The organism is Streptomyces sp. NPDC001292, assembly GCF_042896465.1.
Classification (GTDB): Bacteria; Actinomycetota; Actinomycetes; order Streptomycetales; family Streptomycetaceae; genus Streptomyces.
Window position 1 is genome coordinate 67,747 of the sequence record NZ_JBIAXG010000017.1, and the last position, 26,089, is coordinate 93,835.

Annotated in this window: 25 protein-coding genes; 14 read left to right on the top strand and 11 right to left on the bottom strand. The window is 72.4% G+C overall.

The annotated features are described in order from the left end of the window. Positions 1–108: 108 nt before the first annotated feature. Positions 109–609, bottom strand: a complete 501-nt coding sequence (locus tag ACFY4A_RS19550) for a DUF6668 family protein (RefSeq protein ID WP_390830644.1) — start codon at positions 607–609, stop codon at positions 109–111. A gap of 226 nt (positions 610–835) precedes the next feature. Here ACFY4A_RS19550 and ACFY4A_RS19555 point away from each other — a divergent pair, with 226 nt between their 5' ends. Beyond that, positions 836–2,182: a tetratricopeptide repeat protein gene (locus tag ACFY4A_RS19555; protein ID WP_390830645.1), complete on the top strand. Its 1,347-nt coding sequence runs from the start codon at positions 836–838 to the stop codon at positions 2,180–2,182. Positions 2,183–2,191: 9 nt separating this feature from the next. On the opposite strand, the gene ACFY4A_RS19560 is transcribed toward ACFY4A_RS19555, so the two are convergent. Then, positions 2,192–2,671: a VOC family protein gene (locus ACFY4A_RS19560; protein ID WP_390830646.1), complete on the bottom strand. Its 480-nt coding sequence runs from the start codon at positions 2,669–2,671 to the stop codon at positions 2,192–2,194. Positions 2,672–2,692: 21 nt separating this feature from the next. Here ACFY4A_RS19560 and ACFY4A_RS19565 point away from each other — a divergent pair, with 21 nt between their 5' ends. Continuing rightward, positions 2,693–3,346: a CGNR zinc finger domain-containing protein gene (locus tag ACFY4A_RS19565; protein ID WP_390830647.1), complete on the top strand. Its 654-nt coding sequence runs from the start codon at positions 2,693–2,695 to the stop codon at positions 3,344–3,346. 71 nt (positions 3,347–3,417) lie between these two features. On the opposite strand, the gene rarD is transcribed toward ACFY4A_RS19565, so the two are convergent. Together rarD and ACFY4A_RS19575 are read right to left on the bottom strand one after the other, a co-directional pair. Then, positions 3,418–4,380, bottom strand: coding sequence for an EamA family transporter RarD (gene rarD / locus ACFY4A_RS19570; RefSeq protein ID WP_390830648.1), 963 nt, complete (start codon positions 4,378–4,380; stop codon positions 3,418–3,420). 143 nt (positions 4,381–4,523) lie between these two features. Further along, positions 4,524–5,378, bottom strand: coding sequence for an SDR family oxidoreductase (locus tag ACFY4A_RS19575; RefSeq protein WP_390830649.1), 855 nt, complete (start codon positions 5,376–5,378; stop codon positions 4,524–4,526). Between the two features lie 90 nt (positions 5,379–5,468). On the opposite strand from ACFY4A_RS19575, the gene ACFY4A_RS19580 reads away from it, so the two are divergent. Further along, complete coding sequence (locus ACFY4A_RS19580; RefSeq protein ID WP_390830650.1) at positions 5,469–5,888, top strand: winged helix-turn-helix transcriptional regulator; 420 nt, start codon at positions 5,469–5,471, stop codon at positions 5,886–5,888. Between the two features lie 15 nt (positions 5,889–5,903). Here the strand turns inward: ACFY4A_RS19580 and ACFY4A_RS19585 are convergent, their stop codons facing one another. The 5 genes from ACFY4A_RS19585 to ACFY4A_RS19605 form a co-directional block, all read right to left on the bottom strand. Further along, positions 5,904–7,019 (bottom strand): 2-oxoacid:ferredoxin oxidoreductase subunit beta, encoded by a 1,116-nt coding sequence (locus tag ACFY4A_RS19585; protein ID WP_390830651.1) that lies wholly within the window; start codon positions 7,017–7,019, stop codon positions 5,904–5,906. Next, entirely contained in the window at positions 7,012–8,940 is a 1,929-nt protein-coding gene (locus ACFY4A_RS19590; protein WP_390830652.1) for a 2-oxoacid:acceptor oxidoreductase subunit alpha, read from the bottom strand. Before ACFY4A_RS19590 ends, ACFY4A_RS19585 begins: the two co-directional genes overlap by 8 nt. A 157-nt stretch (positions 8,941–9,097) precedes the next feature. Continuing rightward, positions 9,098–9,757: a response regulator transcription factor gene (locus ACFY4A_RS19595; protein WP_301184424.1), complete on the bottom strand. Its 660-nt coding sequence runs from the start codon at positions 9,755–9,757 to the stop codon at positions 9,098–9,100. 194 nt (positions 9,758–9,951) lie between these two features. Next, complete coding sequence (locus ACFY4A_RS19600) at positions 9,952–11,313, bottom strand: sensor histidine kinase (RefSeq protein ID WP_390830653.1); 1,362 nt, start codon at positions 11,311–11,313, stop codon at positions 9,952–9,954. Positions 11,314–11,434: 121 nt separating this feature from the next. Continuing rightward, positions 11,435–12,703 carry a sensor histidine kinase gene (locus ACFY4A_RS19605; protein WP_390830654.1) on the bottom strand — a complete coding sequence of 423 codons (1,269 nt, stop codon included), beginning with the start codon at positions 12,701–12,703 and terminating at the stop codon, positions 11,435–11,437. A gap of 214 nt (positions 12,704–12,917) precedes the next feature. Here ACFY4A_RS19605 and ACFY4A_RS19610 point away from each other — a divergent pair, with 214 nt between their 5' ends. From ACFY4A_RS19610 to htpX, 11 genes are all read left to right on the top strand, one after another. After that, on the top strand, positions 12,918–13,325 hold the full coding sequence (locus ACFY4A_RS19610; RefSeq protein WP_390830655.1) for an NADH-quinone oxidoreductase subunit A: 408 nt from the start codon (positions 12,918–12,920) through the stop codon (positions 13,323–13,325). Continuing rightward, positions 13,316–13,933 (top strand): NADH-quinone oxidoreductase subunit B, encoded by a 618-nt coding sequence (locus tag ACFY4A_RS19615; RefSeq protein WP_390830656.1) that lies wholly within the window; start codon positions 13,316–13,318, stop codon positions 13,931–13,933. Before ACFY4A_RS19610 ends, ACFY4A_RS19615 begins: the two co-directional genes overlap by 10 nt. After that, positions 13,930–15,357 (top strand): NADH-quinone oxidoreductase subunit C, encoded by a 1,428-nt coding sequence (locus tag ACFY4A_RS19620; protein WP_390830657.1) that lies wholly within the window; start codon positions 13,930–13,932, stop codon positions 15,355–15,357. Before ACFY4A_RS19615 ends, ACFY4A_RS19620 begins: the two co-directional genes overlap by 4 nt. Next, complete coding sequence (locus tag ACFY4A_RS19625) at positions 15,354–16,322, top strand: NADH-quinone oxidoreductase subunit H (RefSeq protein WP_390830658.1); 969 nt, start codon at positions 15,354–15,356, stop codon at positions 16,320–16,322. The genes ACFY4A_RS19620 and ACFY4A_RS19625 overlap by 4 nt, the downstream gene beginning before the upstream one ends. Before the next feature lie 2 nt (positions 16,323–16,324). Beyond that, positions 16,325–16,876, top strand: coding sequence for a NuoI/complex I 23 kDa subunit family protein (locus tag ACFY4A_RS19630; protein ID WP_390830659.1), 552 nt, complete (start codon positions 16,325–16,327; stop codon positions 16,874–16,876). After that, positions 16,873–17,511, top strand: a complete 639-nt coding sequence (locus ACFY4A_RS19635; protein WP_390830660.1) for an NADH-quinone oxidoreductase subunit J — start codon at positions 16,873–16,875, stop codon at positions 17,509–17,511. The genes ACFY4A_RS19630 and ACFY4A_RS19635 overlap by 4 nt, the downstream gene beginning before the upstream one ends. Further along, complete coding sequence (gene nuoK, locus ACFY4A_RS19640; protein WP_390830661.1) at positions 17,511–17,906, top strand: NADH-quinone oxidoreductase subunit NuoK; 396 nt, start codon at positions 17,511–17,513, stop codon at positions 17,904–17,906. Before ACFY4A_RS19635 ends, nuoK begins: the two co-directional genes overlap by 1 nt. Beyond that, positions 17,903–19,897, top strand: a complete 1,995-nt coding sequence (locus ACFY4A_RS19645) for an NADH-quinone oxidoreductase subunit L (RefSeq protein WP_390830662.1) — start codon at positions 17,903–17,905, stop codon at positions 19,895–19,897. The genes nuoK and ACFY4A_RS19645 overlap by 4 nt, the downstream gene beginning before the upstream one ends. Positions 19,898–19,903: 6 nt before the next feature. Beyond that, on the top strand, positions 19,904–21,532 hold the full coding sequence (locus ACFY4A_RS19650; protein ID WP_390830663.1) for a NuoM family protein: 1,629 nt from the start codon (positions 19,904–19,906) through the stop codon (positions 21,530–21,532). After that, complete coding sequence (locus tag ACFY4A_RS19655) at positions 21,529–23,052, top strand: NADH-quinone oxidoreductase subunit N (RefSeq protein ID WP_390830664.1); 1,524 nt, start codon at positions 21,529–21,531, stop codon at positions 23,050–23,052. The genes ACFY4A_RS19650 and ACFY4A_RS19655 overlap by 4 nt, the downstream gene beginning before the upstream one ends. 233 nt (positions 23,053–23,285) lie before the next feature. Beyond that, positions 23,286–24,149: a zinc metalloprotease HtpX gene (htpX, locus tag ACFY4A_RS19660; RefSeq protein ID WP_390830665.1), complete on the top strand. Its 864-nt coding sequence runs from the start codon at positions 23,286–23,288 to the stop codon at positions 24,147–24,149. 85 nt (positions 24,150–24,234) lie between these two features. Here the strand turns inward: htpX and ACFY4A_RS19665 are convergent, their stop codons facing one another. After that, entirely contained in the window at positions 24,235–24,636 is a 402-nt protein-coding gene (locus ACFY4A_RS19665; protein WP_390830666.1) for a YccF domain-containing protein, read from the bottom strand. Between the two features lie 148 nt (positions 24,637–24,784). Next, positions 24,785–26,041 carry an APC family permease gene (locus tag ACFY4A_RS19670; RefSeq protein ID WP_390830667.1) on the bottom strand — a complete coding sequence of 419 codons (1,257 nt, stop codon included), beginning with the start codon at positions 26,039–26,041 and terminating at the stop codon, positions 24,785–24,787. Between the last annotated feature and the right edge of the window lie 48 nt (positions 26,042–26,089).

The following is a 26,089-nucleotide window of genomic DNA, read 5'->3' on the forward strand; positions in this document are numbered from 1 at the left end:
GACATCACGGCGTAGTCGCCGCCCGCGCGGTTCCCGCCCCGGTGAGACGGGCCAGCGGCTCGCTCCCCCGCGGCGGCGCTCCGCTCAGGTCGCCCACGGCGAAGGACATCACGGCGTAGTCGCCGCCCGCGCGGTTCCCGCCCCGGTGAGACGGGCCAGCGGCTCGCTCCCCCGCGGCGGCGCTCCGCTCAGGTCGCCCACCCGCCAGGCCTCCACCCACGGGACGCGGTAGACGTCGATCACGGACTCGATCGGCTTCACCCGCTGGGCGAGCCGCCGCGGCAGCCGGCCCGGCGCGTCCGCGACGAGCACCACGGCGTCCAGGTCGAGTCCGGCGGGCGCCTCGCCCCTGCGGAACACCTCGAGGACCCGGGTGACGGCGTCCAGCCCCGCCGCGTGGGTCCTGGCGACCAGCAGCACCGACTCCGGAGCGCCGGGCCCCGGCCAGGCGCGTCCGCAGTCGTGACCGCCGTAGACGGCCGCGAGCGTGGTCGTGCCCGCGCCGCCGTGGGTGGCCAGCCAGGAGAACCGGCGGGGCGTGACGGGCCGGCCGACTGGCCGCTCGGGCCTGCCCTCCCACCCGCCGGGCTCGGCGCGGGCGTCGGTCACCGGCCCGCGGACTCAGATCTCCGGTCCCTGTCGTACATCTGTCCGCATCTTCGTCCCCCTCCCGCGTCATCCCGACGATCCTCGCCCGCGAGACGTTACCCGCGTCACAGGAGCGCGGTTCCTGGTGCGAGTCTGTGACGTCGTGGTGACGCGGGGAGGGCAGGCGGCCAGAGAGACTCGAATGCATGCGAACGACCGGATGGCACTCATCCGAGTGAGGGAGCCGATGTCTCGACTGAGCCGCGGGAAGAAGCGGGAACACGAGCGCGCCGCGCAGCCGGCGGCACCCGTGGCGACGCCGGTCGCCGTCCATGTGCCGGCTGACGGCGCCGGCGCCTCGGTCGGCGGCCTACCGGTCCACCCGGCTCCCGGCGAGGAGATCCAGCAGGCCGTACTGAACCACCTCCACCGCATCGCCCTCGCCTCCGGCCACCCCGTCCTCGCCACGGTCACCGACGAGCGCATCGGCTACGTCGTCCCCCTCCAGGTCCACACCGACGGCTCCAGCACGTTCGCGGCGGACCCCGTGCGCACGGCACCGCCGGACCCGCCGGCCGACGTACCCGGACCGGCCCCGGCCGCGCCCCCGCGCCCGGAGGACGACAGGGTGACGCACGTACTGAGGCAGGTCCCGGAACCGGCCCGCGAGCCCGACGGGGCGGCACCTGCGTTCCCGGCGCAGGAGTTGCCCGGATCCGGGCCGCACGGCGAGCCCAGGAGCGGTGAGAGAACACCGCACAGCGAGAGCGCGCCCACCTTCCCGTTGCGGGCGGTTCCCGAGTCGCAGGCGCCGTCCACCGAGGCGGCACCGACGTTCACGCTGCGGGAGCTGCCGGAACCGGTGGGTGACACGCCGCTCGGTACGGCCGTCGCCCCCACGGGGGTGTTCGGCCCGCCACCGGTGATGGACGCGAGCCCGGCCGACGCGAACGCGCAGCCGGACCCGGTCGCGCCCGCCGTGACTTCCCACCAGCACCAGCACCAGCATCCGGACCCCGACCCGGTCGGACCCGACCCCAGGCCCACCCCCGCCCGCGGGTTCGACGCCGTGGCCGAGGCGGTGCTCGGGGAGGATCCCAGGACCGCGGCCGGTGAAGCGGGCGTCGTCCTGCTCGCCGAACCCCTGGCGCGCGTGAACGAGGCCGTGAAGGAGGGCCGGATCGAGGAGGCGGCGGCCCTGGCCGAACGCACCGCCGCGGACGCGTCCGGCACGCTCGGCCCGGAGCACCCCGAGGTGCTGCGGGTGCGCGAACTCACCGCCTACATCGCCTACCTGGCGGGCGATCCGCTCCGTTCCTTCGGCATCTCCCTCGCCCTCGCCCGCATCCGCCACCGCGCCCGGGACACGGCGGCGGCCTACGGCGACGTGCAGAGCGCGGCCGCCGCCTGGCGCGCGGTCCGCGACCCCGAGCAGGGCCTGCGGCTCGGCCGCGACCTGATCGACCTGTGGACCGAACTCACCGCCGAGGACGGCCCCGCCGCCGACGAGATCGAACAACTGGAGTCCGCCCGCGCCCGCATGGGCCGCCTGGCCGAACGGGCCCGCAACGCGACCCCCCCGTCCGCGAACTGACCCCGCGTCCTACGCCACGCAGAACACGTTGCCCTCCGGATCCTCCATCACCACCCACTCCCCGGCGGGCTCCCGCACGTGCCGCACCACGCGCGCCCCGAGCCCCTTCAGCCGCTCCACCTCGTCCGCGCGCCGGCCCTCGCCGGGGTGCAGGTCGAGGTGGAGCCGGTTCTTGCCGGCCTTGGCCTCCGGCACCCGCTGGAACAGCAGCCGCCTGCCCAGACCGGTGCCGCGCTCCTCGTCGTACGGGTCGTCGGGGTGCCGTACGCCGATCAGGTCCCGGAAGGCCGGGCGGCCGTGGAACTCGACGGTGGCCTCGCCCGGCAGCGCCCCGAGCTCCAGCAGCCGCTCGACCAACGCGCTGTTGTCCTCCACCTCGTAGTGCAGCGCGGCGGCCCAGAAGCCGGCCTGCGCGTGCGGGTCGGTGGCGTCGACCACGAGCTTCCAGTGCAGCGGTGCGGGCGCGGGGCCCGGGGGTGTCCGAGTCATGTAACCACTTATAGTGGTTACATGAGTGCGCGTGCCAGGGAAACGCGGGAATCCGCCACCGGTCTGACGCTCGTCTCGTGCGACGGAAAGCCCTACCGCTTCGATCCGGGGGCGCTGTGCCTGGAGTTGCTGACGACGGGCGGCCCGGGTGCCTTCGCCCGCTACGAGGTGCTGCACACCCCAGCCGACCTGGTCGCCTGGGCCGACCGCAGCAGGCTCGCGCCGGGGTTGGAACCAGCGGTCGGTGAGGACGAGGTGGAGCGCGCCCGTGCCTTCCGTGACGCCCTGTTCCTGCTGACCGCCGACCGCGCGCACGGCCGTCCGCTCCAGCCCGGTCATGTGGCCACGGTCAACGAGACGGCGGCCGAACCGCCCCTCGTCTCCCGGCTCACCCCGGCCGGCACCCGGGTCTGGGCGCCCGGCGCCACCGGCGCGCGACTGCTGTCGACGGTGGCCCGGGACGCGATCGACCTCTTCAGCGGCCCGTACGCCGACCGCATCCGCGAATGCGGCGCCCACGACTGCTACTTGCTGTTCGTCGACACCTCACGTCCGGGCCGGCGGCGCTGGTGCGCGATGGGGCACTGCGGCAACAGGGAGAAGGTGCGAGCCCACCGCGCCCGCACCACTCGCCCGCCCGCGCCGGACCGCCCGCCCGGCACGGATTTCGTCTAGTGCCGTGCCGGCGTCGCGAGCCGGTGAACCCTTCCGGTCACAGCACCAGCGGCCGGCACCCGCGGCAGCGGCTACGCGTCCACCGGGTCGGCCGTCGCCGGCGCCGCGGTCCTGGGGGCGGCGAGCCGGGCCCTGAGCTGTGCCGCCCGCCGGGCCGTGCGCAGCCCGTCCCAGGTCAGCAGGGTCAGGGCCAGCCAGACCAGGGCGAAGCCGGCCCAGCGCTCGGCCGGCATGGACTCGTGGAAGTAGGCGACCCCGAGCAGGAACTGGAAGACCGGGGCCATGTACTGGAGCAGGCCCAGGGTGGACAACGGCACGCGTATCGCGGCCGCGCCGAAGCAGACCAGCGGCAGCGCGGTGACGATGCCGGTGGAGGCGAGCAGGGCGGCGTGCCCTGCTCCCTCGGCGGCGAACGTCGAGGTGCCGTGGGCGCCCAGCCACAGCAGGTAGCCCAGGGCGGGCAGGAACTGGACCGCGGTCTCGGCGGTCAGCGACTCGATGCCGCCCAGGTTGACCTTCTTCTTCACCAGGCCGTAGGTGGCGAAGGAGAAGGCGAGGCAGAGGGAGATCCACGGCGGGCGGCCGTAGCCGACGGTGAGCACGACGACGGCGGCGGCGCCGGTGCCGACCGCCGCCCACTGCACGGGCCGCAGCCGTTCCTTGAGGAGCAGCACGCCCATCGCGATGGTGACCAGCGGGTTGATGAAATAGCCCAGGGAGGCCTCCACCACGTGCCCGCTGTTGACGGACCAGATGTAGACCCCCCAGTTGACGGTGATCACGGCGGCAGCGACCACGACGAGGGCCAGCTTGCGCGGCTGGCGCAGCAGTTCACCGGCCCAGGCCCAGCGGCGTACGACGAGCAGGGCGACGGCGACGAAGGCGAGGGACCACACCATGCGGTGGGCGAGGATCTCGACCGCCCCGGCGGGTTTGAGCAGCGGCCAGAAGAGGGGGACGAGGCCCCACATCCCGTAGGCGGCGATGCCGTTCAGCAGTCCTGTGCGCCGCTCACCCCTCGGCTTCTGGCTCACTGGTTCCTCCTTCGTGCCCGGCCGCGTGCCGTGCGACGGGCATCAAAGAAGGTAGCGCCACGCGCCCCCGCCTGTCATGTCCGTATGGCGAAACGGTCATGACGGGTGGGTGACGGTTTGTCCGGCGTCTGCTCCGGCGTCGCTCAGGCCTCGAGCGCGGCGGCGATCGCCTCCGAGATCGGGCTGGTGGGGTGCCCGATCAGGCGGGACAGATCGCCGGAGGTGACCACCAGCTCGCCCTTCTCGATGGAGGCGTCCACGCCCGCCAGGATCGCGGCGAGCGGCCCGGGCAGCCCGGCGCCGGTCAGGATGCCCGCGTACTCCTCGACGGAGACCGGGTTGGACGTGATACGCCTGCCGGTCTGCCTGCTCAGCTCTGCGGCGTACTCGGTGAAGCTCCAGGCCTCGTCCCCGCCCAGCTCATACGTCTTGTTCTCGTGGCCCTCGCCGGTCAGGACGGCGACGGCGGCGGCCGCGTACTCGGCGCGCGGGGCGGAGGAGATTCGGCCCTCGCCGGCGGCGTGGACGACGGCGCCGTGCTCCAGGGCGGGGGCGAGTTGCTCGGTGTAGTTCTCGTGGTACCAGCCGTTGCGCAGCAGCACGTAGGGCACCCCGGAGGCCAGCAGCGCCTCCTCGGTGCCGTGGTGGTCGTCGGCGAGGGCGGCCTTCAGGGTGCCGGGGGCGCTGGTGTAGGCGAGCAGCGCGACACCGGCGGCCCGGGCCGCGTCGATGACGACCCGGTGCTGCCGGACCCGGCCCTTGTCGAACTCGTTGCCGGAGATCAGCAGAACCTTGTCGCCGGCCGAGAACAGGCCGTCGAAGGTCTCAGGCGCGTTGTATTCGGCGACCGCGATCCGCACCCCGCGCTCGGCGAGGCCGGCGGCCTTCTCGGGGGTGCGTACGACAGCGGTGACGTGGCCGGCCGGAACCTTCTCCAGCAGCTGTTCCACGACGTGGCGGCCGAGGTGTCCGGTGGCTCCGGTGACGACGATGCTCATGACGGAAGTCTCCTTGTGGGGTGCCTGTGCACTAACGCTAGGAGATGTGCTAACTATTCGACAGTACCTACTTTGAAGTAAGGTACTGGCATGCCGGTAAGCACTGGAGGAGCGGCAAGGGACGCCGTCGCCGACGCGGAGATGTGCCCGTACCGACTGGTCCTGGAGCACGTCACCAGCCGCTGGGGCGTCCTCGTCCTGATCGAGCTGCTGGAGCGGCCCCACCGCTTCAGCGAACTGCGTCGCGCCATCGGCCGGGTCAGCGAAAGAGGCGTCAGCGAGAAGATGCTCGCCCAGACGCTGCAGACCCTGGAGCGCGACGGCCTGGTCCACCGCGACGCCAAGCCCGTGATCCCGCCCCGGGTCGACTACTCCCTCACCGGCCTCGGCCGGGAGGCCGCCGAACAGGTACGGGCGCTCGCGCTGTGGACCCAGGAGCGCATGGCGGACGTGGAGCGGGCCCGGCGGACATACGACGAGGCCCGGGCCGCAGGGACCCGGGCCTCGTGAGACGGAGCGGGCCGCTCAGCCGACGACGGTCCAGGTGTCCCCGCCGGCCAGGAGCGCGGCGAGGTCGCCCTTGCCGCGTTGTTCGATGGCGGTGTCGAGCTGGTCGGCCATCGCGGTGTCGTAGACCGGGCGGTCTACGGAGCGGAAGACGCCGATCGGGGTGTGGTGGAGGGTGTCGGGGTCGGCGAGGCGGGACAGCGCGAACGCCGTGGTGGGGGAGGCGGCGTGGGCGTCGTGGACGAGGATGTCGGACTCGTTGTCCGGGGTGACGTCCACGACGGACAGTTCTCCGGTGCGGGCGTCGCGGACGACGCCTCGTTCGCCTCCCCCACTCTCGGCTTCGCTCGAGCGGGAGGTGCCCCCAGCGCCGAAGCGGATCGGCTGCCCGTGCTCGAGGCGGATCAGTGCCTCCTGGGCCTGCTGGCGGTCCTTGAGGGCGTCGAAGGCGCCGTCGTTGAAGATGTTGCAGTTCTGGTAGATCTCGATCAGTGCGGTGCCGGGGTGGGCGGCGGCCTGGCGCAGCACCTCGGTGAGGTGCTTGCGGTCGGAGTCGATGGTGCGGGCCACGAAGGACGCCTCGGCTCCGATGGCGAGGGAGACGGGGTTGAAGGGGGCGTCGAGGGAGCCCATCGGGGTCGACTTGGTGATCTTGCCGATCTCGGAGGTGGGGCTGTACTGGCCCTTGGTCAGGCCGTAGATCCGGTTGTTGAACAGCAGGATCTTGAGGTTGACGTTGCGGCGCAGGGCGTGGATGAGGTGGTTGCCGCCGATGGACAGCGCGTCGCCGTCACCGGTGACGACCCACACGCTCAGGTCGCGCCGCGAGGTGGCCAGGCCGGTGGCGATGGCGGGGGCGCGGCCGTGGATGGAGTGCATCCCGTAGGTGTTCATGTAGTACGGGAAGCGGGAGGAGCAGCCGATGCCGGAGACGAAGACGATGTTCTCCCTGGCCAGCCCGAGTTCGGGCATGAAGCCCTGGACGGCGGCGAGGATCGCGTAGTCGCCGCAGCCGGGGCACCAGCGCACTTCCTGGTCGGACTTGAAGTCCTTCATGGACTGCCGGGCCTGGGCCTTGGGCACCAGGGAGAGCGCCTCGGCCGTGCCCGTGCCTTCCGTGGACGTCTCAGCCATCGATGGCCTCCTTGAGAGCCGTGGCGAGCTGTTCGGCCTTGAACGGCATGCCGTTGACCTGGTTGTAGGAGTGCGCGTCCACCAGGTATTTCGCCCGCACCAGGGTGGCGAGCTGGCCGAGGTTCATCTCGGGGATCACCACCTTGTCGTAAGCCCGCAGCACCGTGCCGAGGTTCTTCGGGAAGGGGTTGAGGTGGCGCAGGTGGGCCTGCGCGATGGACTCCCCGGCCGCGCGCAGCCGGCGCACCGCCGCCGTGATGGGTCCGTAGGTGGAGCCCCAGCCCAGTACGAGGGTGCGTGCCCCGTTCGGGTCGTCGACCTCGACGTCGGGGACCTCGATGTTGTCGACCTTGGCCTGGCGGATGCGGACCATGAAGTCGTGGTTGGCGGGGTCGTAGGAGATGTTGCCGGTGCCGTCCTGCTTCTCGATGCCGCCGACGCGGTGTTCCAGGCCCGGAGTGCCCGGGATCGCCCACGGGCGGGCGAGGGTCTTCGGGTCGCGCTTGTAGGGCCAGAACACCTCGGTGCCGTCGGCCAGGGTGTGGTTGGGGCCGCGGGCGAACCGCACGCTCAGGTCCGGCAGTTCGTCCAGTTCGGGGATGCGCCAGGGTTCGGAGCCGTTGGCGAGGTAGCCGTCGGAGAGCAGGAAGACGGGGGTGCGGTAGGTCAGCGCGATCCGGGCCGCCTCCAGGGCGGCGTCGAAGCAGTCGGCCGGGGTGCGGGGGGCGACGACCGGGACCGGGGCCTCGCCGTTGCGGCCGTACATCGCCTGCAGCAGGTCGGCCTGCTCGGTCTTGGTGGGCAGGCCGGTGGACGGGCCGCCGCGCTGGATGTCGACGACCACCAGCGGCAGCTCCAGCGAGACGGCCAGGCCGATCGTCTCGCTCTTGAGCGCCACACCCGGGCCGGAGGTGGTCGTCACCGCCAGCGAGCCGCCGAAGGCGGCGCCGAGCGCGGCGCCGATGCCGGCGATCTCGTCCTCGGCCTGGAAGGTCCGCACACCGAAGTTCTTGTGCCTGGACAGCTCGTGCAGGATGTCCGAGGCCGGGGTGATCGGGTACGAGCCCAGGAACAGCGGCAGGTCCGCCTGCCGGGAGGCCGCCACCAGGCCGTAGGCCAGGGCCAGGTTCCCGGAGATGTTGCGGTACGTGCCGACGGGGAAGGCCTTGGCGGCCGGGGCGACCTCGTAGGAGACCGCGAAGTCCTCCGTCGTCTCACCGAAGTTCCAGCCCGCCCTGAAGGCGGCGACGTTCGCCGCCGCGATGTCCGGCTTCCGGGCGAACTTCGTCCGCAGGAACTTCTCCGTGCCCTCCGTGGGCCGGTGGTACATCCAGGACAGCAGGCCCAGCGCGAACATGTTCTTGCTGCGCTCGGCCTCCTTGCGGGACAGGTCGAACTCCTTGAGGGCCTCGACCGTCAGCGTGGTCAGCGGCACCGGGTGCAGGTTGTAGCCGTCCAGCGAGCCGTCCTCCAGCGGGGAGGCGTCGTAGCCGACCTTCTGCATCGCGCGCTTGGTGAACTCGTCGGTGTTGACGATGATCTCCGCGCCCCGCGGCAGGTCGCCGACGTTCGCCTTCAGCGCGGCCGGGTTCATCGCGACCAGCACGTTCGGCGCGTCCCCGGGGGTGAGGATGTCGTGGTCGGCGAAGTGCAGCTGGAAGGAGGACACGCCCGGCAGGGTTCCTGCGGGGGCCCGGATCTCGGCCGGGAAGTTCGGCAGCGTCGACAGATCGTTCCCGAACGACGCCGTCTCCGACGTGAAACGGTCACCGGTGAGCTGCATACCGTCACCCGAGTCACCCGCGAACCGGATGATCACCCGATCCAGACGGCGCACGCCCTTCGTCCCGGCCGCCCTGCGCTGCTCTCCTACGACGGCTCCATCGGCCTGCTCCGCTGGACTGCTGACCTGGCTGGTCACTGAACTGGACCTCCTTCGAGGCGGCTGTGTGGGAGCGGCCTTCCCGAAGACCTTCCCGGCTTCAACCCTACGACCGTGAGGGTCGCCTTCCCTGCATCGTTCGCATGCTGGACGCGGCGGTGAGACGGTTCGCACGGTCCGACACAGTGTCGGACGATCACGAGTTCAGATAGGTGAGCACGGCCAGAACACGCCGGTGATCCCCATCACTTTGGGACAGTCCGAGCTTGAGGAAGATGTTGCTGACGTGCTTCTCGACCGCGCCGTCGCTCACCACCAGCTGCCGGGCGATCGCCGAGTTCGTCCGCCCCTCGGCCATCAGCCCCAGCACCTCCCGCTCCCGCGGGGTGAGCCCGGCCAGCACGTCCTGCTTGCGGCTGCGGCCGAGCAGCTGGGCGACGACCTCCGGGTCCAGGGCCGTACCGCCCTCGGCCACCCGCACCACCGCGTCCACGAACTCGCGCACCTCGGCCACGCGGTCCTTGAGCAGATAGCCGACCCCGCGGCTGGAACCGGCCAGCAGTTCGGTGGCGTACCGCTCCTCCACGTACTGCGAGAGCACGAGCACGCCCAGCGCCGGGTGCGCCTTGCGCAGCTGCACCGCGGCCCGGACCCCCTCGTCGGTGTGCGTCGGCGGCATCCGCACGTCCGCCACGACGACGTCCGGCAGTGCCTGCTGGTCGTGCAGCTCCGTGATGGTCTTGATCAGCGCCTGGGCGTCCCCGACACCCGCCACGACCTCGTGTCCGCGGTCGGTCAGCAGCCGGGTCAGGCCCTCCCTGAGCAGCACTGAATCCTCGGCGATGACCACCCGCACCCTGTCCTCCACGATCCTCGGCCCCCCACAGCCTCGCCCACGGCCTTCCGCGCGGCATGGTCCAGCATTCCAGTATTCGGACCGTGCCGCGCCCGGGTCAGGGGAAGTGAGAGAGGCGACCACACGTTTCGGCCTGCCGCCGCGACCGGTGTGGCCGCGGCCGGCAGGCCGCCATCAGCAGACCCCGGGCGCGCTCAGCGTCGCCAGGGCAGTTCCGCCGTCACCCGGGTGGGGCCCCCGGCCGGCGAGTCCACGACCAGGATCCCGTCCACCGCGTCCAGCCGCTCCGCCAGCCCGGCGAGGCCCGACCCCTTGGACACGTCCGCGTTCCCGACCCCGTCGTCCTCCACCTGGAGCATCAGCCGGTCCTCCACCCGCCAGACGTCGACGGAGGCGGACCGCGCCCCGCTGTGCTTGCTGACGTTCTGGAGCAGCTCCGAGACCGTGAAGTACGCGATCCCCTCGATGGCCGCCGCCGGCCGCTCGGCCAGATCGACCTCCACCCGCACCGGGACCGTGCAGCGCGAGGCGACCGAGGACAGCGCCGCGTCCAGGCCGCGGTCCGTCAGCACCGCCGGGTGGATCCCCCGCGCCAGGTCCCGCAGCTCCTGCAACGCGGTCTTCACCTCGCCGTGCGCCTCGTCCACCATCCGCGCGGCCGCCTGCGGATCCTCCGCCAGCTTCTCCTTCGCCAGCCCCAGATCCATCGCCAGCGCCACCAGCCGGGCCTGCGCCCCGTCGTGCAGGTCCCGCTCGATGCGCCGCAGATCCGCGGCGGCCGCGTCCACCACGACCCCCCGGTCCGACTCCAGCTCCACCACCCGCGCCGACAGCCGCGACGGCCCGAGCAGCCCGTGCACCAGCACCCGGTCCACCATCGTCAGCGCCCGCACGATCCACGGCGTGGCCAGCGTGAACAGCAGCCCCACCAGCGCGGTCACCGTGATCTCGAACGGGTTGTCCAGGTAGATGCCGTGCTGACCGTCGCCGTAGAGCTGGATGCCGCCCTGACCGGCCCACATGGGGAACACCCAGAACCACAGCGGATACGTCAGCAGGCTCCAGCCCAGCGTCCAGAGGACCAGCGAGACCGAGAAGGAGAACACCGCCCACGGGAAGTGCAGGATCGCGTAGACCAGGGCCCGCCAGGAGGTACCGCTCTTCAGCAGGGCCCCCGTCCAGGCCAGGACGCCCGGCTCCTTCATCCGCAGCGGCTGCGGCTCCGCCACCTCCAGGCCGAGCAGCCGGCGCGCCCGCGCCCGCTCCAGCACGCCGAACAGGCGGCAGCCGGCCAGCGCCGCCGCCAGCACCGGCACACCGAAGAACGTCACCAGCAGGCCCACGCCCAGCGACACCATCGTCACCGCGTACGTGAACAGCATGATGCCGATCGGCAGGTTCAGCAGCACGTACCCGAACTCGCGCCAGCTGCGGGCCTCGAACGGCGCCCGCAGCCCGGCCGGCAGCAGGTGCCGTTCCCGGCCGGTGCCACCGTCGTGGAACCCGCTGCAGGGCCCGTACCCTGGTGCGTCCTGCGATCGGTACTGGGTGGCCATCGGCGTCGTCCCGTCCCCTCGTTCCGCTGTTTCTTACGGCTGTCCCGCCGTACTCCCAGCGTGCTCGGCCGCGGGTGGCGGGACCATGGAGCACGTCGGCGTCTTGGGCGGGGGGTTTTCCCTACCTCCTGCCGGGGGCGCCCCTGCCGGAGGCGGCCGCGCCGGATCCGGCCGCACCCATGCCGCCCGGACCGGTGCCGTCCGTGCGGTCCCGCCACGGCAGCTCCGCCGTGACCGTCGTCGGACCGCCCGGCGGCGACTCGACGACGAACAGGCCGTCGACCGCGTCCAGCCGCTCGGCCAGACCGCGCATGCCCGTTCCGCCGTCCAGCCGGGCGCCGCCGCGGCCGTCGTCCGAGACCTGGATCAGCAGCCGGCCGTCGGTCCGCCAGACGTCGACGGAGGCGGACCGCGCCCCGCTGTGCTTGCTGACGTTCTGGAGCAGCTCCGAGACCGTGAAATAGGCGATGCCCTCGATGGCCGCGGCCGGACGCGACTCCAGGTCGACCGTCACCTGCACCGGCACCGTGCACCGCGAGGCCACCGCCGACAGGGCCGCGTCCAGGCCGCGGTCGGTCAGGACGGCGGGATGGATGCCGCGGGCCAGATCGCGCAACTCCTGGAGCGCGAGCTTCACCTCGCCGTGCGCCTCCTCCACCATCGCGGCGACGTTTTCGTCGGACTGTCCCTCCAGCAGCTTCTCCTTGGCCAGGCCCAGGCCCATGGCCAGATTGACCAGCCTTGCCTGCGCCCCGTCGTGCAGGTCCCGCTCGATGCGCCGCAGATCCGCGGCGGCCGTGTCCACCACGACGCCCCGGTCGGACTCCAGCTCGGCGATCCGCCGCTCCAGCTCGTCGGACGGCGACAGCAGGCCGCGCACCATCGCCCGGTCCACGTTCGCCAGGCCCCGCGCGAGGAAGGGCAGCACCGGCCAGAGCACGAAGAGCGAGGTCAGCGTCACCGTGAAGGTGAGCACGCCCCAGGGCAGCCGTATGAAGTGGTACAGCGCCGTGCGCCAGCCCACCGGGTCCTTCAGCGCCGTCCAGAGCCGGCCGGGCAGTCCCTTCGCGCGGTGCAGCGACAGCGGGCTCGGCTCGTCGATCCGCACTCCGAGCAGTGCCCGCGCCCGCGCCCGCTCCAGCCGGCCCAGCAGCCGCGAACCCATCAGCCCGAGCGCCAGCAGCGGGAAGCCGATCACGTTGAGCGTCAGCGCGCTGGCGGTCAGCAGCACCGTCACCACGTAGACGAAGCCGAACAGCGACACCGGCAGGTTCACCAGGAGATGCGTGATCTCCTTCCAGGTGGGCAGGTCGTAGGCGAAACGGGCCGGGGGCAGCCGGTCCTCGGCGCCGGCTGCCGCGGGTTCGGCGGCGGGGATGCGTGCGGTCATACGGGTCAGCGTGCCGCGCTGCGGCCGACGGCGCCATGAGGTGGGCCGCCCTGAGCCACTGGGGAAAACCCCACCTTCGCGTCCCGCGGTGTGACGGGCTGCTTACCGGCCCTTTATCAGGGCCTAGACTCCGGTGCGTACAGATCGTCGAACAGCCGAACAGCACGTGGCCGGGGAAACGGGTCCGACAGGGCCAGGGAGTGAGGAACGGACGGTGCGGGAGACGTTGCGGGGGTCGACCGCCGTCGTCGCGGCGGACTACTTCCAGTCGTATTCGGTCGTCGGACTGCTCGCCGTCGTCGGCGTGCTGTTCGTCGCCGTCGCCTTCGGTGCGGGACGCCTGCTGCGCCCGGTGGTCCCCACCCCGGAGAAACTGCTGACGTACGAGTGCGGTGTCGACCCCGTCGGCGAGGGCTGGGCGCACACCCAGGTCCGCTACTACGTCTACGCGTTCCTGTACGTGATCTTCGCCGTCGACTCGATCTTCCTGTTCCCCTGGGCGACGGTCTTCGCCGCCCCCGGCTACGGCGCGACGACGCTCGTGGAGATGTTCATCTTCCTCGGCTTCCTGGCCGTGGGCCTGCTGTACGCATACAAGAAGGGCGTCCTGGCATGGACGTGACCCCCATCACCCCCGCACCGGTACCGCTGCCGGAGCCGAAGCGGCTGGGCACGCTCGCCCGGCTCGCCCCGGAGCCGATGAAGGTCGTCCTGAACTGGGGCCGGCGCTACTCGCTCTGGGTCTTCAACTTCGGCCTCGCCTGCTGCGCGATCGAGTTCATCGCCGCGTCGATGGCCCGGCACGACTTCATCCGCCTCGGCGTGATCCCGTTCGCGCCCGGGCCCCGCCAGGCCGACCTGATGGTGGTGTCCGGCACGGTCACGGACAAGATGGCCCCGGCGGTCAAGCGGCTGTACGAGCAGATGCCGGAGCCCAAGTACGTCATCTCCTTCGGCGCCTGCTCCAACTGCGGCGGCCCGTACTGGGACTCGTACGCCGTCACCAAGGGCGTCGACCAGATCATCCCGGTGGACGTCTACGTTCCCGGCTGCCCGCCGCGTCCCGAGGCGCTGCTCCAGGGGATCCTGAAGCTCCAGGAGAAGATCGCGCGCGAGTCGCTGGGGGAGCGGTACGCGACCGCGGCGGCCCGTCCTTCGACGGCGGCGCTGCAGAGCGGGCTCGTGCGGCCGCCGGCCAGCGCGAGCACCGGCGAGGAGGACCCGCGATGAGTGGGACCGGCTGGCTGCCCGCGCCCGTCGAGGAACTGTTCGGGACCGGGGCCACGGCGGAGGAGGCCTACGAGGTCCTGACGGTGGACGTGCCGCCGGACACATGGGTCTCCGCACTGCTGACCGCCCGTGACGAGCTGGGCTGCACGTATTTCGACTGGCTGAGCGCCGTCGACGAGCCGGGCACGGGCTTCCGCGTGACGGCCCACGTCGTCGCCCTCGCCCCGGTGCGGCGTCTGCTGCTGCGTACGACGGTTCCGCACGAGGCGCCGGTCCTGCCCACCGCGGTGGACGTCTACGCGGGCGCGGCCTGGCACGAACGGGAGACGCACGAGATGTTCGGCGTCTCCTTCCGGGACCACCCCGCCCTGGACCACCTCCTCCTGCCGGAGACCTTCGAGGGACACCCCCTCCGCAAGGACTTCGTCCTCGCGGCCCGTGTCGCCAAGGCCTGGCCGGGGGCCAAGGAACCGGGCGACTCGGACCACGGCGGGCCCAAGCGCCGCCAGATGCTGCCGCCGGGCGTGCCCGACCCCAACGAGTGGGGCCCCCTGAAGGGCCAGCTCCCGCCCGCCCCGGCCCGCCCGGCGCGGGGCGCGGCCCGGGCGGCGGGCGACCGCCCGGCACGCCGTACACGCACCGCGGCGGAGGGCTCGACCGACACGACATCCCCCACCCCCGGAACCGCGCAGCCCCCGGCCCCCACCACCAGGCCCCGGCGGACGCGCAGTGCCAGCGAGGGCTCAGCAAGCCAGACGGCACACCGCAACGAGGGTGCGGCGGCGGAGGCCGGGGTGGCGGCCGGGAGCGCCGCGACCGCGCCGCAGGCCGCGGTGCCGAAGGCCGGGACGGCCGCGGAGGGCACGCCCGGAGACGCCGGCCGGCGCCAGGCGGTGGCCGAGGGCGCGGCGGCGCGGCGCGAAAGTGGGACGGCAGAGCGTGCGGAAGGTGCGGCGGCGGAGTCCGCGGCCGCGTCCGAGGGTGCGGCGGCGGAGTCCGGCGGCGGTGCCGAGGCTTCGGCCGGCGCCGAGGGCACGGCCGGGCGGGACGGGGCCGTAGCCGGCGAGAGTGCCGCGCAGGACACGGGGGCCGGGGCCGAAGGCACGGCCGCGGACGCGCCGGTCGCGCCCCCCGCGGGGAGCCGGCGGGTGCGGAGTGCGGCCGAGGGGTCGGTGTCGCAGCGGGCGGGGGCCGCGCGGCCTCGCCGTGCGCGGAGTGCGAGCGAGGGATCGACGTCTCAGCGCGGGCAGGCGGCGGCTCCGAAGCCGCCGACGGCACCGCGCGGCTCGGACGCCCCCTGGCACCACGCCCGCCCGGCGTTCGACGAACCCGAACCGAAACCGGGGCCGGCCCCCGAGGACGACGACCCCGACGCCACGCGACCCCCCACCACCCCCGACGACCCGGAAGGAGGCCCGCGGTGAACGACGCCGTCGACGTCGCCCTGCGACTCCTGATCGTCTTCGCGGTGTTCCTGACCTTCCCCCTGATCGTGGGGCAGACCGAGCACAAGGTGATGGCGCACATGCAGGGCCGCCTCGGCCCCATGTACGCCGGCGGCTTTCACGGCTGGGCCCAACTCGTCGCGGACGGCGTGAAGTTCGCGCAGAAGGAGGACGTGATCCCGGCCGGCGCCGACCGCCGGGTCTTCCAGCTCGCCCCCGCCGTGGCCCTGCTGCCCTACCTCCTCGTGCTGCTCGCCATTCCGATCGGCCCCGGTGAGGGCGCCGTCGGCCTGGTCCTCGACGCGGGCATCTTCTTCGTGCTCGCGATCATGGCCATCGGCGTCCTCGGCTCGCTCATGGCCGGCTGGGCCTCCGCCAACAAGTTCTCCCTCCTGGGCGGACTGCGCACCGCCGCCCAGCTCCTCGCCTACGAGCTGCCGATGCTGCTCGCCGCCGCCTCCGTGGCGATGGCGGCCGGCACGGTCTCCCTGCCCGGCATCGTCCACGCCTTCCACTGGTGGTGGCTGCCCTGGCAGATCGTCGGCGCGATCGTCTTCTTCGTCGCCGGCCTCGCCGAACTGCAACGCCCGCCGTTCGACATGCCCGTCGCCGACTCGGAGATCATCTTCGGCGCGTACACCGAGTACACCGGTCTGCGCTTCGCCCTGTTCCTCCTCGCCGAGTACGCCGGGATCGTCGTACTGTGCGGACTGACCACCGTCCTCTTCCTGGGTGGCTGGCACGGCCCCTGGGGCGCCGACGGCCTCGGCTGGCTGTGGACGCTGCTGAAGACCGCGATCCTCGCCTTCGTCGTCATCTGGCTGCGGGTCACCTACCCGCGCCTGCGCGAGGACCAGCTCCAGAAACTGTCCTGGAGCCTCCTCGTCCCCCTCTCCCTCGCCCAGATCGCTCTCACCGGCGTCGTCAAGGTGGTGATCCAGTAGCCATGGCCCCCATCCCCGGCAGCGGCCTGGCCAAGGGCCTGGCCGTCACACTCCGCACGATGACGAAGAAGACCGTCACCGAGCAGTACCCGGACGCCCAGCCCCACCTGCCGCCCCGCACCCGAGGCGTCATCGGCCTGTTCGAGGAGAACTGCACCGTCTGCATGCTGTGCGCCCGCGAGTGCCCGGACTGGTGCATCTACATCGACTCCCACAAGGAGACGGTCCCAGCGGCGACCCCCGGCGGACGCGACCGCAGCCGCAATGTCCTCGACCGCTTCGCCATCGACTTCTCCCTGTGCATGTACTGCGGTATCTGCATCGAGGTCTGTCCTTTCGACGCCCTGTTCTGGTCCCCGGAGTTCGAGTACGCCGAGACCGACATCCGCGACCTCACCCACGAGCGCGACAAGCTGCGCGAGTGGATGTGGACCGTGCCCGCGCCGCCCGCCCTCGACCCCGGCGCGGAGGAACCCAAGGAGATCGCCGCCGCCCGCAAGACCGCCGAGAAGCTGGCGGCCGCCCAGGCCGAACCGCGGGAGGGGGACACATGAGCATCGCCGCCGCAAGCCACGGCTTCCTCTCCCCGACCGGCGTCGAGGTCGCCTTCCTCCTCGTCGGCCTGGGCACCTTCGGTGCCGCCCTCGTCACCGTCACCACCCGGCAGCTCGTGCACGCCGCCCTGTGGCTGGTGGTGACCCTCGGCGGCCTCGCCGTGGAGTACCTGCTGCTCACCGCCGAGTTCATCGCCTGGGTGCAGGTCCTCATCTACGTGGGTTCCGTCGTCGTCCTCCTCCTGTTCGGCCTGATGCTCACCAAGGCGCCCATCGGCCGCTCCCCGGACGCCGACTCCGGCAACCGCTGGGCCGCCCTGACCGTGGCCGTCGCCGCCGCGGGTGCCCTGGTCTGGGTGGTCGTCGACGCCTTCCGCACCACCTGGATCGACCTGGACGGCGCCGCCGCCGGATCGACGAAGGTCACCGGCGAGAGCCTCTTCCAGAACTGGGTCCTGCCCTTCGAGGCCCTCTCCGTACTGCTCCTGGCAGCGCTGGTCGGCGCGATCGTCCTGTCCCGCAGGGCTAAGGCGTCCGCTGCCGCCGCCCAGGCCCCTGCGGTCACTCCGGCCCCTGCCGCCACCCAGGCCCCGGGGACCCACGGCGACCCGGGCGCGAAGGAAGGTGTCCGCTGATGCACCTCGCCTATCCCGCCGTGCTCTCCGCCCTCCTGTTCTGCACCGGCCTGTACGGCGTCCTCGCCCGCCGCAACGCGATCCTGGTCCTGATGTCCGTCGAGCTCATGCTCAACGCCGTCAACCTCAACCTGGTCGCCTTCGACGTCTGGCTCAGCAGGGCCGCGATCGAGACCCTGCACTCCGGCCAGGCCCTGACCCTGTTCACCATCGCCATCGCCGCCGCCGAGATCGGCATCGGCCTGGCGATCGTCCTCGCCGTCCACCGCAACCGCGGCACCTCGGACATCGACCGGCTCCGCGACTCCGCCGAGAGCCCCGACGACTCCGACGACGGCCCCCACAGCGCCGCCGCGACCGCAGAGGCCGCTGAGAAGGCTGAGGCCACCGCGTGACCACGACCACCCTCGCCGTCCTCGTTCCGCTCCTTCCGTTCCTCGGCGCCGTGGCCGGCCTGCTGCTCGGCCGCACCGCGCCCGGCTTCGCCCGCCCGCTCGCCGTCCTGCCGACCCTCGCCTCCCTGGTCCTGGCCGTACTGGTCGCCGCGGACCAGGGCGGCGGCCAGGCCGTCGACGCCGCCACCGAGCTCACCCCCACCGGCTCGGTGCCCATCGAACTCGCCCTGCACATCGACGGCTTCGCCGCGCTCGTCGCCGTCCTGGTCGGTGTCGTCGCCACCTGCGTGCAGATCTACTCCATGGGCTACCTGCGCGACGACCCCCGCTACCCCTCGTACGCCGCGCTCGTCTCCCTGTTCACCTCCGCGATGCTGCTCGTCGTCTACTCGGGCGACCTGATCGTGCTGCTGGTGGGCTGGGAGGTCATGGGCATCTGCTCCTACTTCCTGGTCGGCCACTACTGGGAGACCCCCGAGGCCCGCGCCGCATCCATCAAGGCCTTCCTGGTCACCAAGCTCGGCGACGTGCCGTTCCTGATCGGCCTGTTCGCGCTCGGCACCGACGCGGGGTCCTTCCGGATCACCCAGGTCCTCGGCACCGTCGCGAGCGGCGGACTGCACCACCCGACCGTGATCGCCCTGCTGCTGCTCGCCGGTGTGGCGGGCAAGTCGGCGCAGTTCCCGCTGCACACCTGGCTCCCCGACGCCATGGCGGGCCCGACGCCCGTCTCCGCGCTGATCCACGCCGCGACGATGGTCGCCGCCGGTGTCTACTTCGTCGCCCGGCTCCTCCCGGTGTTCCAGGCCTCCTCGGCCGCGATGGTCGTCCTCGCCGTCATGGCCGCCGTGACGATGGCCGGCTCGGCGCTCGCCGCGCTCGCCCAGGACGACATCAAACGCGTCCTCGCCTACTCCACGATCGGCCAGCTCGGCTACATGACCGGCGCGCTCGCCGTCGGCGACCGCGGCGCGGCCGTCTTCCACCTCCTGTCGCACGGCGCCTTCAAGGCGCTGCTGTTCCTCGCGGCCGGCGTGATCATCCACGCCGCCGGCACCAACTCGCTGGCAGCCATGTCCCGCATGAGCAACCTGCGGGCCCGCGTGCCGGACGCCTACTGGACGATGACCGTGGCGCTCCTCGCGCTCGCCGCGATCCCTCCCTTCAGCGGTTTCTTCTCCAAGGAGTCCGTCCTCGGCGCCGCCGAACACGTCGCCACCGGCAACACCGGCCACGCCCCCGCGGCGGCGGGCTGGACCGTCCTCGTGGCCGGCCTCCTGACGGCCCTGCTCACCGGCGCCTACGCCATGCGCCTGTGGCTGCTGGCCTTCCGCGGCCGGGGCGCCGAGGCCCCCGACCACGGCAGGCAGCCTCTCGTCATGAACGCCGTACTCTGGGTGCTCGCCCTCCCGTCCGTCGCCTTCGGCGGCCTCGCCTTCCGCGTCCTGCCCGCGTGGTTCGACGGCCGCGACCTGACGCCCACGCTCACCACCTCCGTCCTCGGCACGGGTGTGGCCCTGGTCGGCGGCATCGCCATCTACGGCGCCCGACAGCACACCACCGCGCTCGCCGCCCGCGTCCCCCTCGGCGCCGTCGCCGCCCACCCCGAGGGTGACGCCGGGCTCGTCGAGGCCGAGGCCATCGCCGCGCACAAGCCCGCGTACGGAGGCATCGCCTACGCGCCCGACCCCGCCGACCCGGGACGGCTGCTGCTCGGCCCGCTGCACCGGCACGCGGCTGTCGGCTTCCACCTCGACGCCGTGTACGCGGCCCTCTTCGTCCGCCCGGTGCTGGCCGGAGCGAGCCTCGTCCGGTTCCTCGACCGGGAGGTCGTCGAGACCTACGTACGCGGCGCCGGAGCCGCACCCCGCCTGCTAGGCGCTGCGGTACGGCGCGCCCAGACCGGCAATGTGCAGACCTATGTGAGCGCGCTGCTCGCCGGCACCGTCGTCCTGGCGGTCGCCGCCGTCCTTCTGGCCACGGGAGCGTGAGCAGGCGTGATCGATATCAACGAGTCCGTGATGCAGTTCCTCCTGGCATTCCTCGTCGCCGGTCCGCTCCTCGGGGCGCTCGCCGCCCTCCTGCCCGCGCCGCCCGGACTGAAGGGGAAGTCACCCGAGCAGGCCGTGCTCCGGCACGGCGTGACCGTCACCGGCGCGATCCTCGCCGCCGCGATCGTCCTCGCGCTCGGCTTCGACCGCGCCCACCCGTCGAAGATGCAGGCCACGACCGACATCGGCTGGATCCCCGCACTCCACGTGCGCATCCACCTCGGCGTCGACGGCATTTCCCTCCCCCTCGTCGTGCTGACCGCGCTGCTGACCTTCCTCTGCGCGCTGTACTCCTACTTCAAGCCGCCCACGGGCCCCACCCCGAAGGCGTTCGTCGCGCTGCTGCTGCTCCTCGAGTCCGGCACCCTCGCGACCTTCGCCGTCCTCGATCTGGTGCTGTTCTTCCTTGCGTTCGAGATGGTCCTCATCCCGATGTACTTCCTCATCGCCCGCTGGGGCGGCGAGGGCCGTCAGGCCGCCGCCTGGCGGTTCATCCTCTACACCCTGCTCGGCTCGGTCGTCATGCTGCTCGGCCTGCTCCTGATCGGACTCAAGGCCGGCACCTTCGACATGGTGGCACTCGCCACTGACAACGGCCGGTCACTGACCGCGTCCGTGCAGGTCGTCGCCGTTCTGGCGATCGGTCTCGGACTCGCGGTCAAGACGCCGATGTGGCCGCTGCACAGCTGGCTGCCGGACGCGCACACCGCCGCCCCGACCGTCGGCTCGGTGCTGCTGGCCGGTGTCCTGCTGAAGATGGGAACGTACGGCTTCGTCCGCATCCTGCTGCCGATCGCTCCCGACGGCCTCCGGACCTTCGCGCCCTACCTCGCAGCCCTCGCCGTCGTCGGGATCATCTACGGATCCCTGGCCTGCCTCGCCCTCGCCCGGCAGGGCGCGAAGGGCGACCTCAAGCGGCTCATCGCCTACTCCTCGGTCGGCCACATGGGCTTCGTCCTGCTCGGCATCGCCACCATGACCCCCACCGGCGTGAACGGCGCCCTGTTCGCCAACATCGCCCACGGCCTCATCACCGGCCTGCTGTTCTTCCTCGTCGGCGCGCTAAAGGACCGCACCGGCACCACCGACCTCGACGCACTGGCCCTCCCGTCGCCCGACCGCCACCCCTCAACGAGCGGCTCCGCCGCGCCGAACCGATTCCAGTCCGGTGCCGCGCTGTACGGAAAGGCCCCGCGCCTCGGCGCACTGCTCGCCTTCGGCGCCGTCGCCTCGCTCGGCCTGCCGGGCCTCGCCGGGTTCTGGGGCGAGATGCTCGCCCTGTTCGGCTCGTTCCAGCCCGCCGCCGGCCTCAGCCGGCCCGCCTTCCTCACCTTCATGGCGATCGGCGTCTTCGGCACCCTGCTGACCGCCGCGTACATGCTCGTCGTGGTCCGCCGCGTCTGCATGGGTGCCGTACCGCGGCAGGCGCCACAGCTCGCCGACGTCCGGGGCTACGAGTTCGCGGCCTGGACCCCGCTCGTCGCCCTCACCGTCCTCGCCGGACTCTGGCCGAAGGCCCTGCTCGGACTCACCGACCCGGCCGTGCAGCAGCTCCTCGCAGGAGGCACCCGATGAGCGCCCTGGCCCAGACGGCGGCCGATTCGGTGGTCCAGTCCGTCGACTGGCTCGCCGTCGCGCCGCCCACCCTCACCGCGGTGGTCGCCCTCGTGGTCCTCGTCGCCGACCTCTTCGTGCCGGGGGCGCGCAAGCCCCTCCTCGGCTGGTTCTCCGTCGCCGGGCTCGCCGCCGCCGCGCTGCTGCTCCTGCCCCTCCTCGACGGCGACCGGGCCACCTTCTGCCAGACCGGCCACCCCGACGTCTGCAGCTACACCGCCGACCGCTTCACCCTCGTCATCCAGTTCCTCGTCCTCGGCGGCGCCCTCCTGACCGCCCTGCTGTCGGTCACCGGCCTGAAGGACGCGCGCAGGGCACTGCCCGAAGGGGAGTTCTGGTTCCTGCTGCTGGCCTCCGCCGCGGGCGCCGCGCTTCTGCCCGCCGCACGCGACCTGGCTACCCTCGTCGTCGCCCTGGAGGTCGCCTCCCTGCCCGCCTTCGCCCTCGTCGGCCTCCGGCACGGCGACCGCAGGTCCTCCGACGCGGCCCTGAAATTCTTCCTGTCCTCGGTCACCGCCACCGCCGTCAGCCTGCTGGGCGTCAGCTTCGTCTACGCCACCACCGGCACCCTCTACCTCACCCGGATCGCCGAACTCGTCCAGCACGTCGACGGCCAGCTCCACACGCTCGCCCAGACAGGCGTCGTCCTCACCCTCGTCGGCTTCGCCTTCAAGACGGCCGCCGTTCCCTTCCACTTCTGGGTGCCCGACACCTACGTGGGTGCCCCCCTGCCGATCGCCGCCTATCTGTCGGTCGTCGGCAAGGCCGTCGGCTTCACCGGACTGATCCTCGTCACCGTCGTCGCCTTCCCGTCGTACTCCGGCGCCTGGGGTCCGGCGACGGCCGTGCTCGCCGCGCTCACCATGACCGTCGGCAACGTCGGCGCCCTGCGTCAGCAGGCCACGCGCGCGTACAGCGCGGTACGCCTGCTCGCCTGGTCCTCCGTCGGCCAGGCCGGCTACCTCCTGGTGCCGATCGCCGCCGCCGGCTACTCCAGGGACCCGCAGAAGTCGATCGGCTCCACGGTCGCCTACGCGCTCATGTACGCCGCCGTGAACATCGGTGCCTTCGCCGTGGCCGCGGTCGTGGGCCGTACCAAGGAACGCAACCGCATCAGCGACTACCGCGGCCTGTACGCCGCGAACCCGCTGACCGCCCTGGTGCTGGCCTTCTTCCTGCTCTGCCTGGCCGGCCTTCCCCCGGGCGTCATCGGACTGTTCGCCAAGGTCACCGTGTTCTCCGCGGCCGTCGACGCCGGACTCGGCTGGCTCGCCGTCGTCATGGCCGTCAACGTCGTCATCGCGTTGTTCTACTACCTCCAGTGGACGGCCCTGCTGTTCCGCGCCCCCGAGGGCGAACCCGTCCGGCACCGTGTCCCGGCCCCCCTCACCGCCGCCCTCGCCCTGACGGCTGTCCTCGGCGCAGCCCTCTCCGGCGCCCCCCAGCTGGTGCTCCGCTTCGCCGGCACCGGCCTGTTCTGAGCACCCCGGCCTCGCCACGCGCGCTTGGGGAACGGCCCTGACGCGCGCGTGCCGCCCGGCGTCCGACTCACCCGGACGGCCCGCGCGCCGTCGCGCGCACCAGGGAACCCGTGGCCCCCGCCTGGCGTTGACCAATTCGGAAGGGTCCACTGGACGTGACACCACACGGCACCGGTGGAGTCGAAGCGCAGCAAGCGAAGGGTTCCCCTGCCGCACCACTTGGAGGGCGTACCGTGCACCGCCGGCACAACGGGCTCAGGACCGCAGTCCTCCTCGGGGGACTGTCCGCACTCATCATCCTTATCGGCAGTTTCTTCGGCCGCACGGGCCTCATCGTCGCGGTCCTCGTCGCCCTCGGCACCAACGCGTACGCGTACTGGAACAGCGACAAGCTGGCGCTGCGCGCCATGCGGGCCCGCCCGGTCAGCGAGTTCGAGGCCCCGGCCCTGTACCGCATGGTCCGCGACCTCTCCACCCAGGCCCGCCAGCCCATGCCCCGCCTGTACATCTCCCCGACCGAGGCACCCAACGCCTTCGCGACCGGCCGCAACCCCCGCAACGCCGCCGTGTGCTGCACGGAAGGCATTCTGCGCATCCTGGACGAGCGCGAGCTGCGCGGCGTCATCGGCCACGAGCTCAGCCACGTCTACAACCGCGACATCCTCATCTCCTCCGTCGCCGGCGCCCTGGCCTCCGTGATCATGTTCCTGGTGAACTTCGCCTGGCTGATCCCGATCGGCCGCTCCGACGACGACGAGGGCCCCGGCCTGTTCGGCATGCTCCTGATCATGATCCTCGGCCCGCTCGCCGCCTCCCTCATCCAACTGGCCATCAGCCGTTCCAGGGAGTACGAGGCGGACGCGTCCGGCGCCCGGCTCACCGGCGACCCGCTCGCCCTCGCCAGTGCCCTGCGCAAACTGGAGATGGGCACCCAGCAACTGCCGCTGCCCCCCGAGCCGCGTATCGAGACCGCGAGTCACATGATGATCGCGAACCCGTTCCGCCCCGGTCAGGGGTTGTCGAAGATGTTCTCCACACACCCGCCGATGGCGGAGCGCATCGCCCGACTCGAGCAGATGGCCGGCCGCCGGCTCTGAGACGACCAGGGACGAAGCGAAGCCCGGCCGGGGAGAGCCGGCCGGTCCGGCGGCTATGCCCGGCCTCACCCGTCGGGCGGGGCGCTCAGCGCCCGGCGAATCCGTCGTCCGTCCGCACCACCTCACGCCCGAGGGGCATGAGCGAGGCCGGGATGAGCTTCAGGTTGGCCCACCCGAAGGGGATACCGATGATCGACAGGAACAGCGGGATGCTGGTGATCAGGTGTCCCAGCGCCAGCCACCAGCCCGCGAAGACCAACCAGATCACGTTGCCGATGAAGGACCCCGCCCCGGCCCCCGGACGCTCCACGGCGTTGCGGCCGAACGGCCACAGGACGAATCCCGCGAGGCGCAGCGACGCGACGCCGAACGGGATGGTGATGATCAGGACGAAGCAGATCAGCGCGGCGATCAGGTAGCCGATCGCCATCCAGATGCCGCAGAAGACCAGCCACACGATGTTGAGCAGCAGGTTGATCACCCTCATGATCGGCATCCTCCAAGGTCGCTCCGACGGCACTGCCTGCTGACTCAAGTATCGGCGCGATCAGGGGATCAGGGGTGGGCCGCGGCTCCCTTGTAGCGTGATCGGGAACGTTCGGAGACGATCCCGCGGGGGCGCCGGCGCCGCACGCCTACCGCGCCGCCCACCGCCGCCGTACGCCGTACGAGGCCATGCCCGCCGCCAGTACCCCGCTGCCCACGGCCACCGAGACCCACGGCAGGGCGAACGCCAGCGTCACGCACCCCACGAGGCCCAGCGCCGGCACCGCGCGCCGGGCGGGAGCGGGATCCAGGGTCCAGGCGGAGGCGTTGGCGACCGCGTAGTACGCCAGGACGCCGAAGGAGGAGAAACCGATCGCGCCCCGGACGTCGACCGTCGCGGCCAGCACCGCGATCACGGCGCCCACGGCCAGCTCCGCCCGGTGCGGCACCTGGAAGCGCGGGTGCACGGCGGCCAGCACACCGGGCAGATGCCGGTCCCGGGCCATGGCCAGCGTGGTCCGCGAGACGCCCAGGACCAGGGCGAGCAGCGACCCCAGCGCGGCCACGGCGGCCCCGGCCCGCACCACCGGGACCAGTCCCGGCACCCCGGCCGCCCGCACCGCGTCGGCCAGCGGTGCCCCGGCGCGGCCCAGCCCGTCCGGCCCCAGCACGGAGAGCGCGGCCACCGCCACGCACACGTACACGGCCAGGGTGATGCCCAGGGCGAGCGGGATCGCGCGCGGAATGGTGCGCGCCGGGTCCCGTACCTCCTCGCCGAGGGTCGCGATCCGCGCGTACCCGGCGAAGGCGAAGAACAGCAGCCCGGCCGCCTGAAGCACACCGCCGGCGCCGACGGAACCGCCGATGGCCGCCCGGTCGGCGGCGGAGGCGCCGGAGCCCGGACACACCACGACCACCGCGGCCAGGACCGCCAGTACGACCGCCACGATCACACGCGTCAGCCAGGCGGACTTCTGGACGCCGCCGTAGTTCACCGCGATCAGCGCCACCACGGCCGCGACCGCCACCGCGTGCGCCTGTCCCGGCCAGACGTACGCGCCCACGGTGAGCGCCATCGCCGCACAGGAGGCCGTCTTGCCGACGACGAACGCCCAGCCCGCCAGATGGCCCCAGAACATGCCGAGCCGTTCACGCCCGTACACGTACGTGCCGCCGGAGGCCGGATACCGGGCGGCCAGCCGTGCCGAGGAGGTGGCGTTGCAGTAGGCCACCACGGCGGCGACGGCGAACCCGAGGAGCAGCCCGGAGCCTGCCGCGCGCGCCGCGGGCCCCAGGGCGGCGAAGATCCCGGCCCCGATCATCGAGCCGAGCCCGATGACCACGGCGTCCCCGACCCCGAGGGTGCGCCGCAGCTCGGACGAGGACGGGGCAGCGGACCGAGTCATGGTCCGAACCCTACTGACCGGCGCAACCGCGACTGAACGGTGCAACCG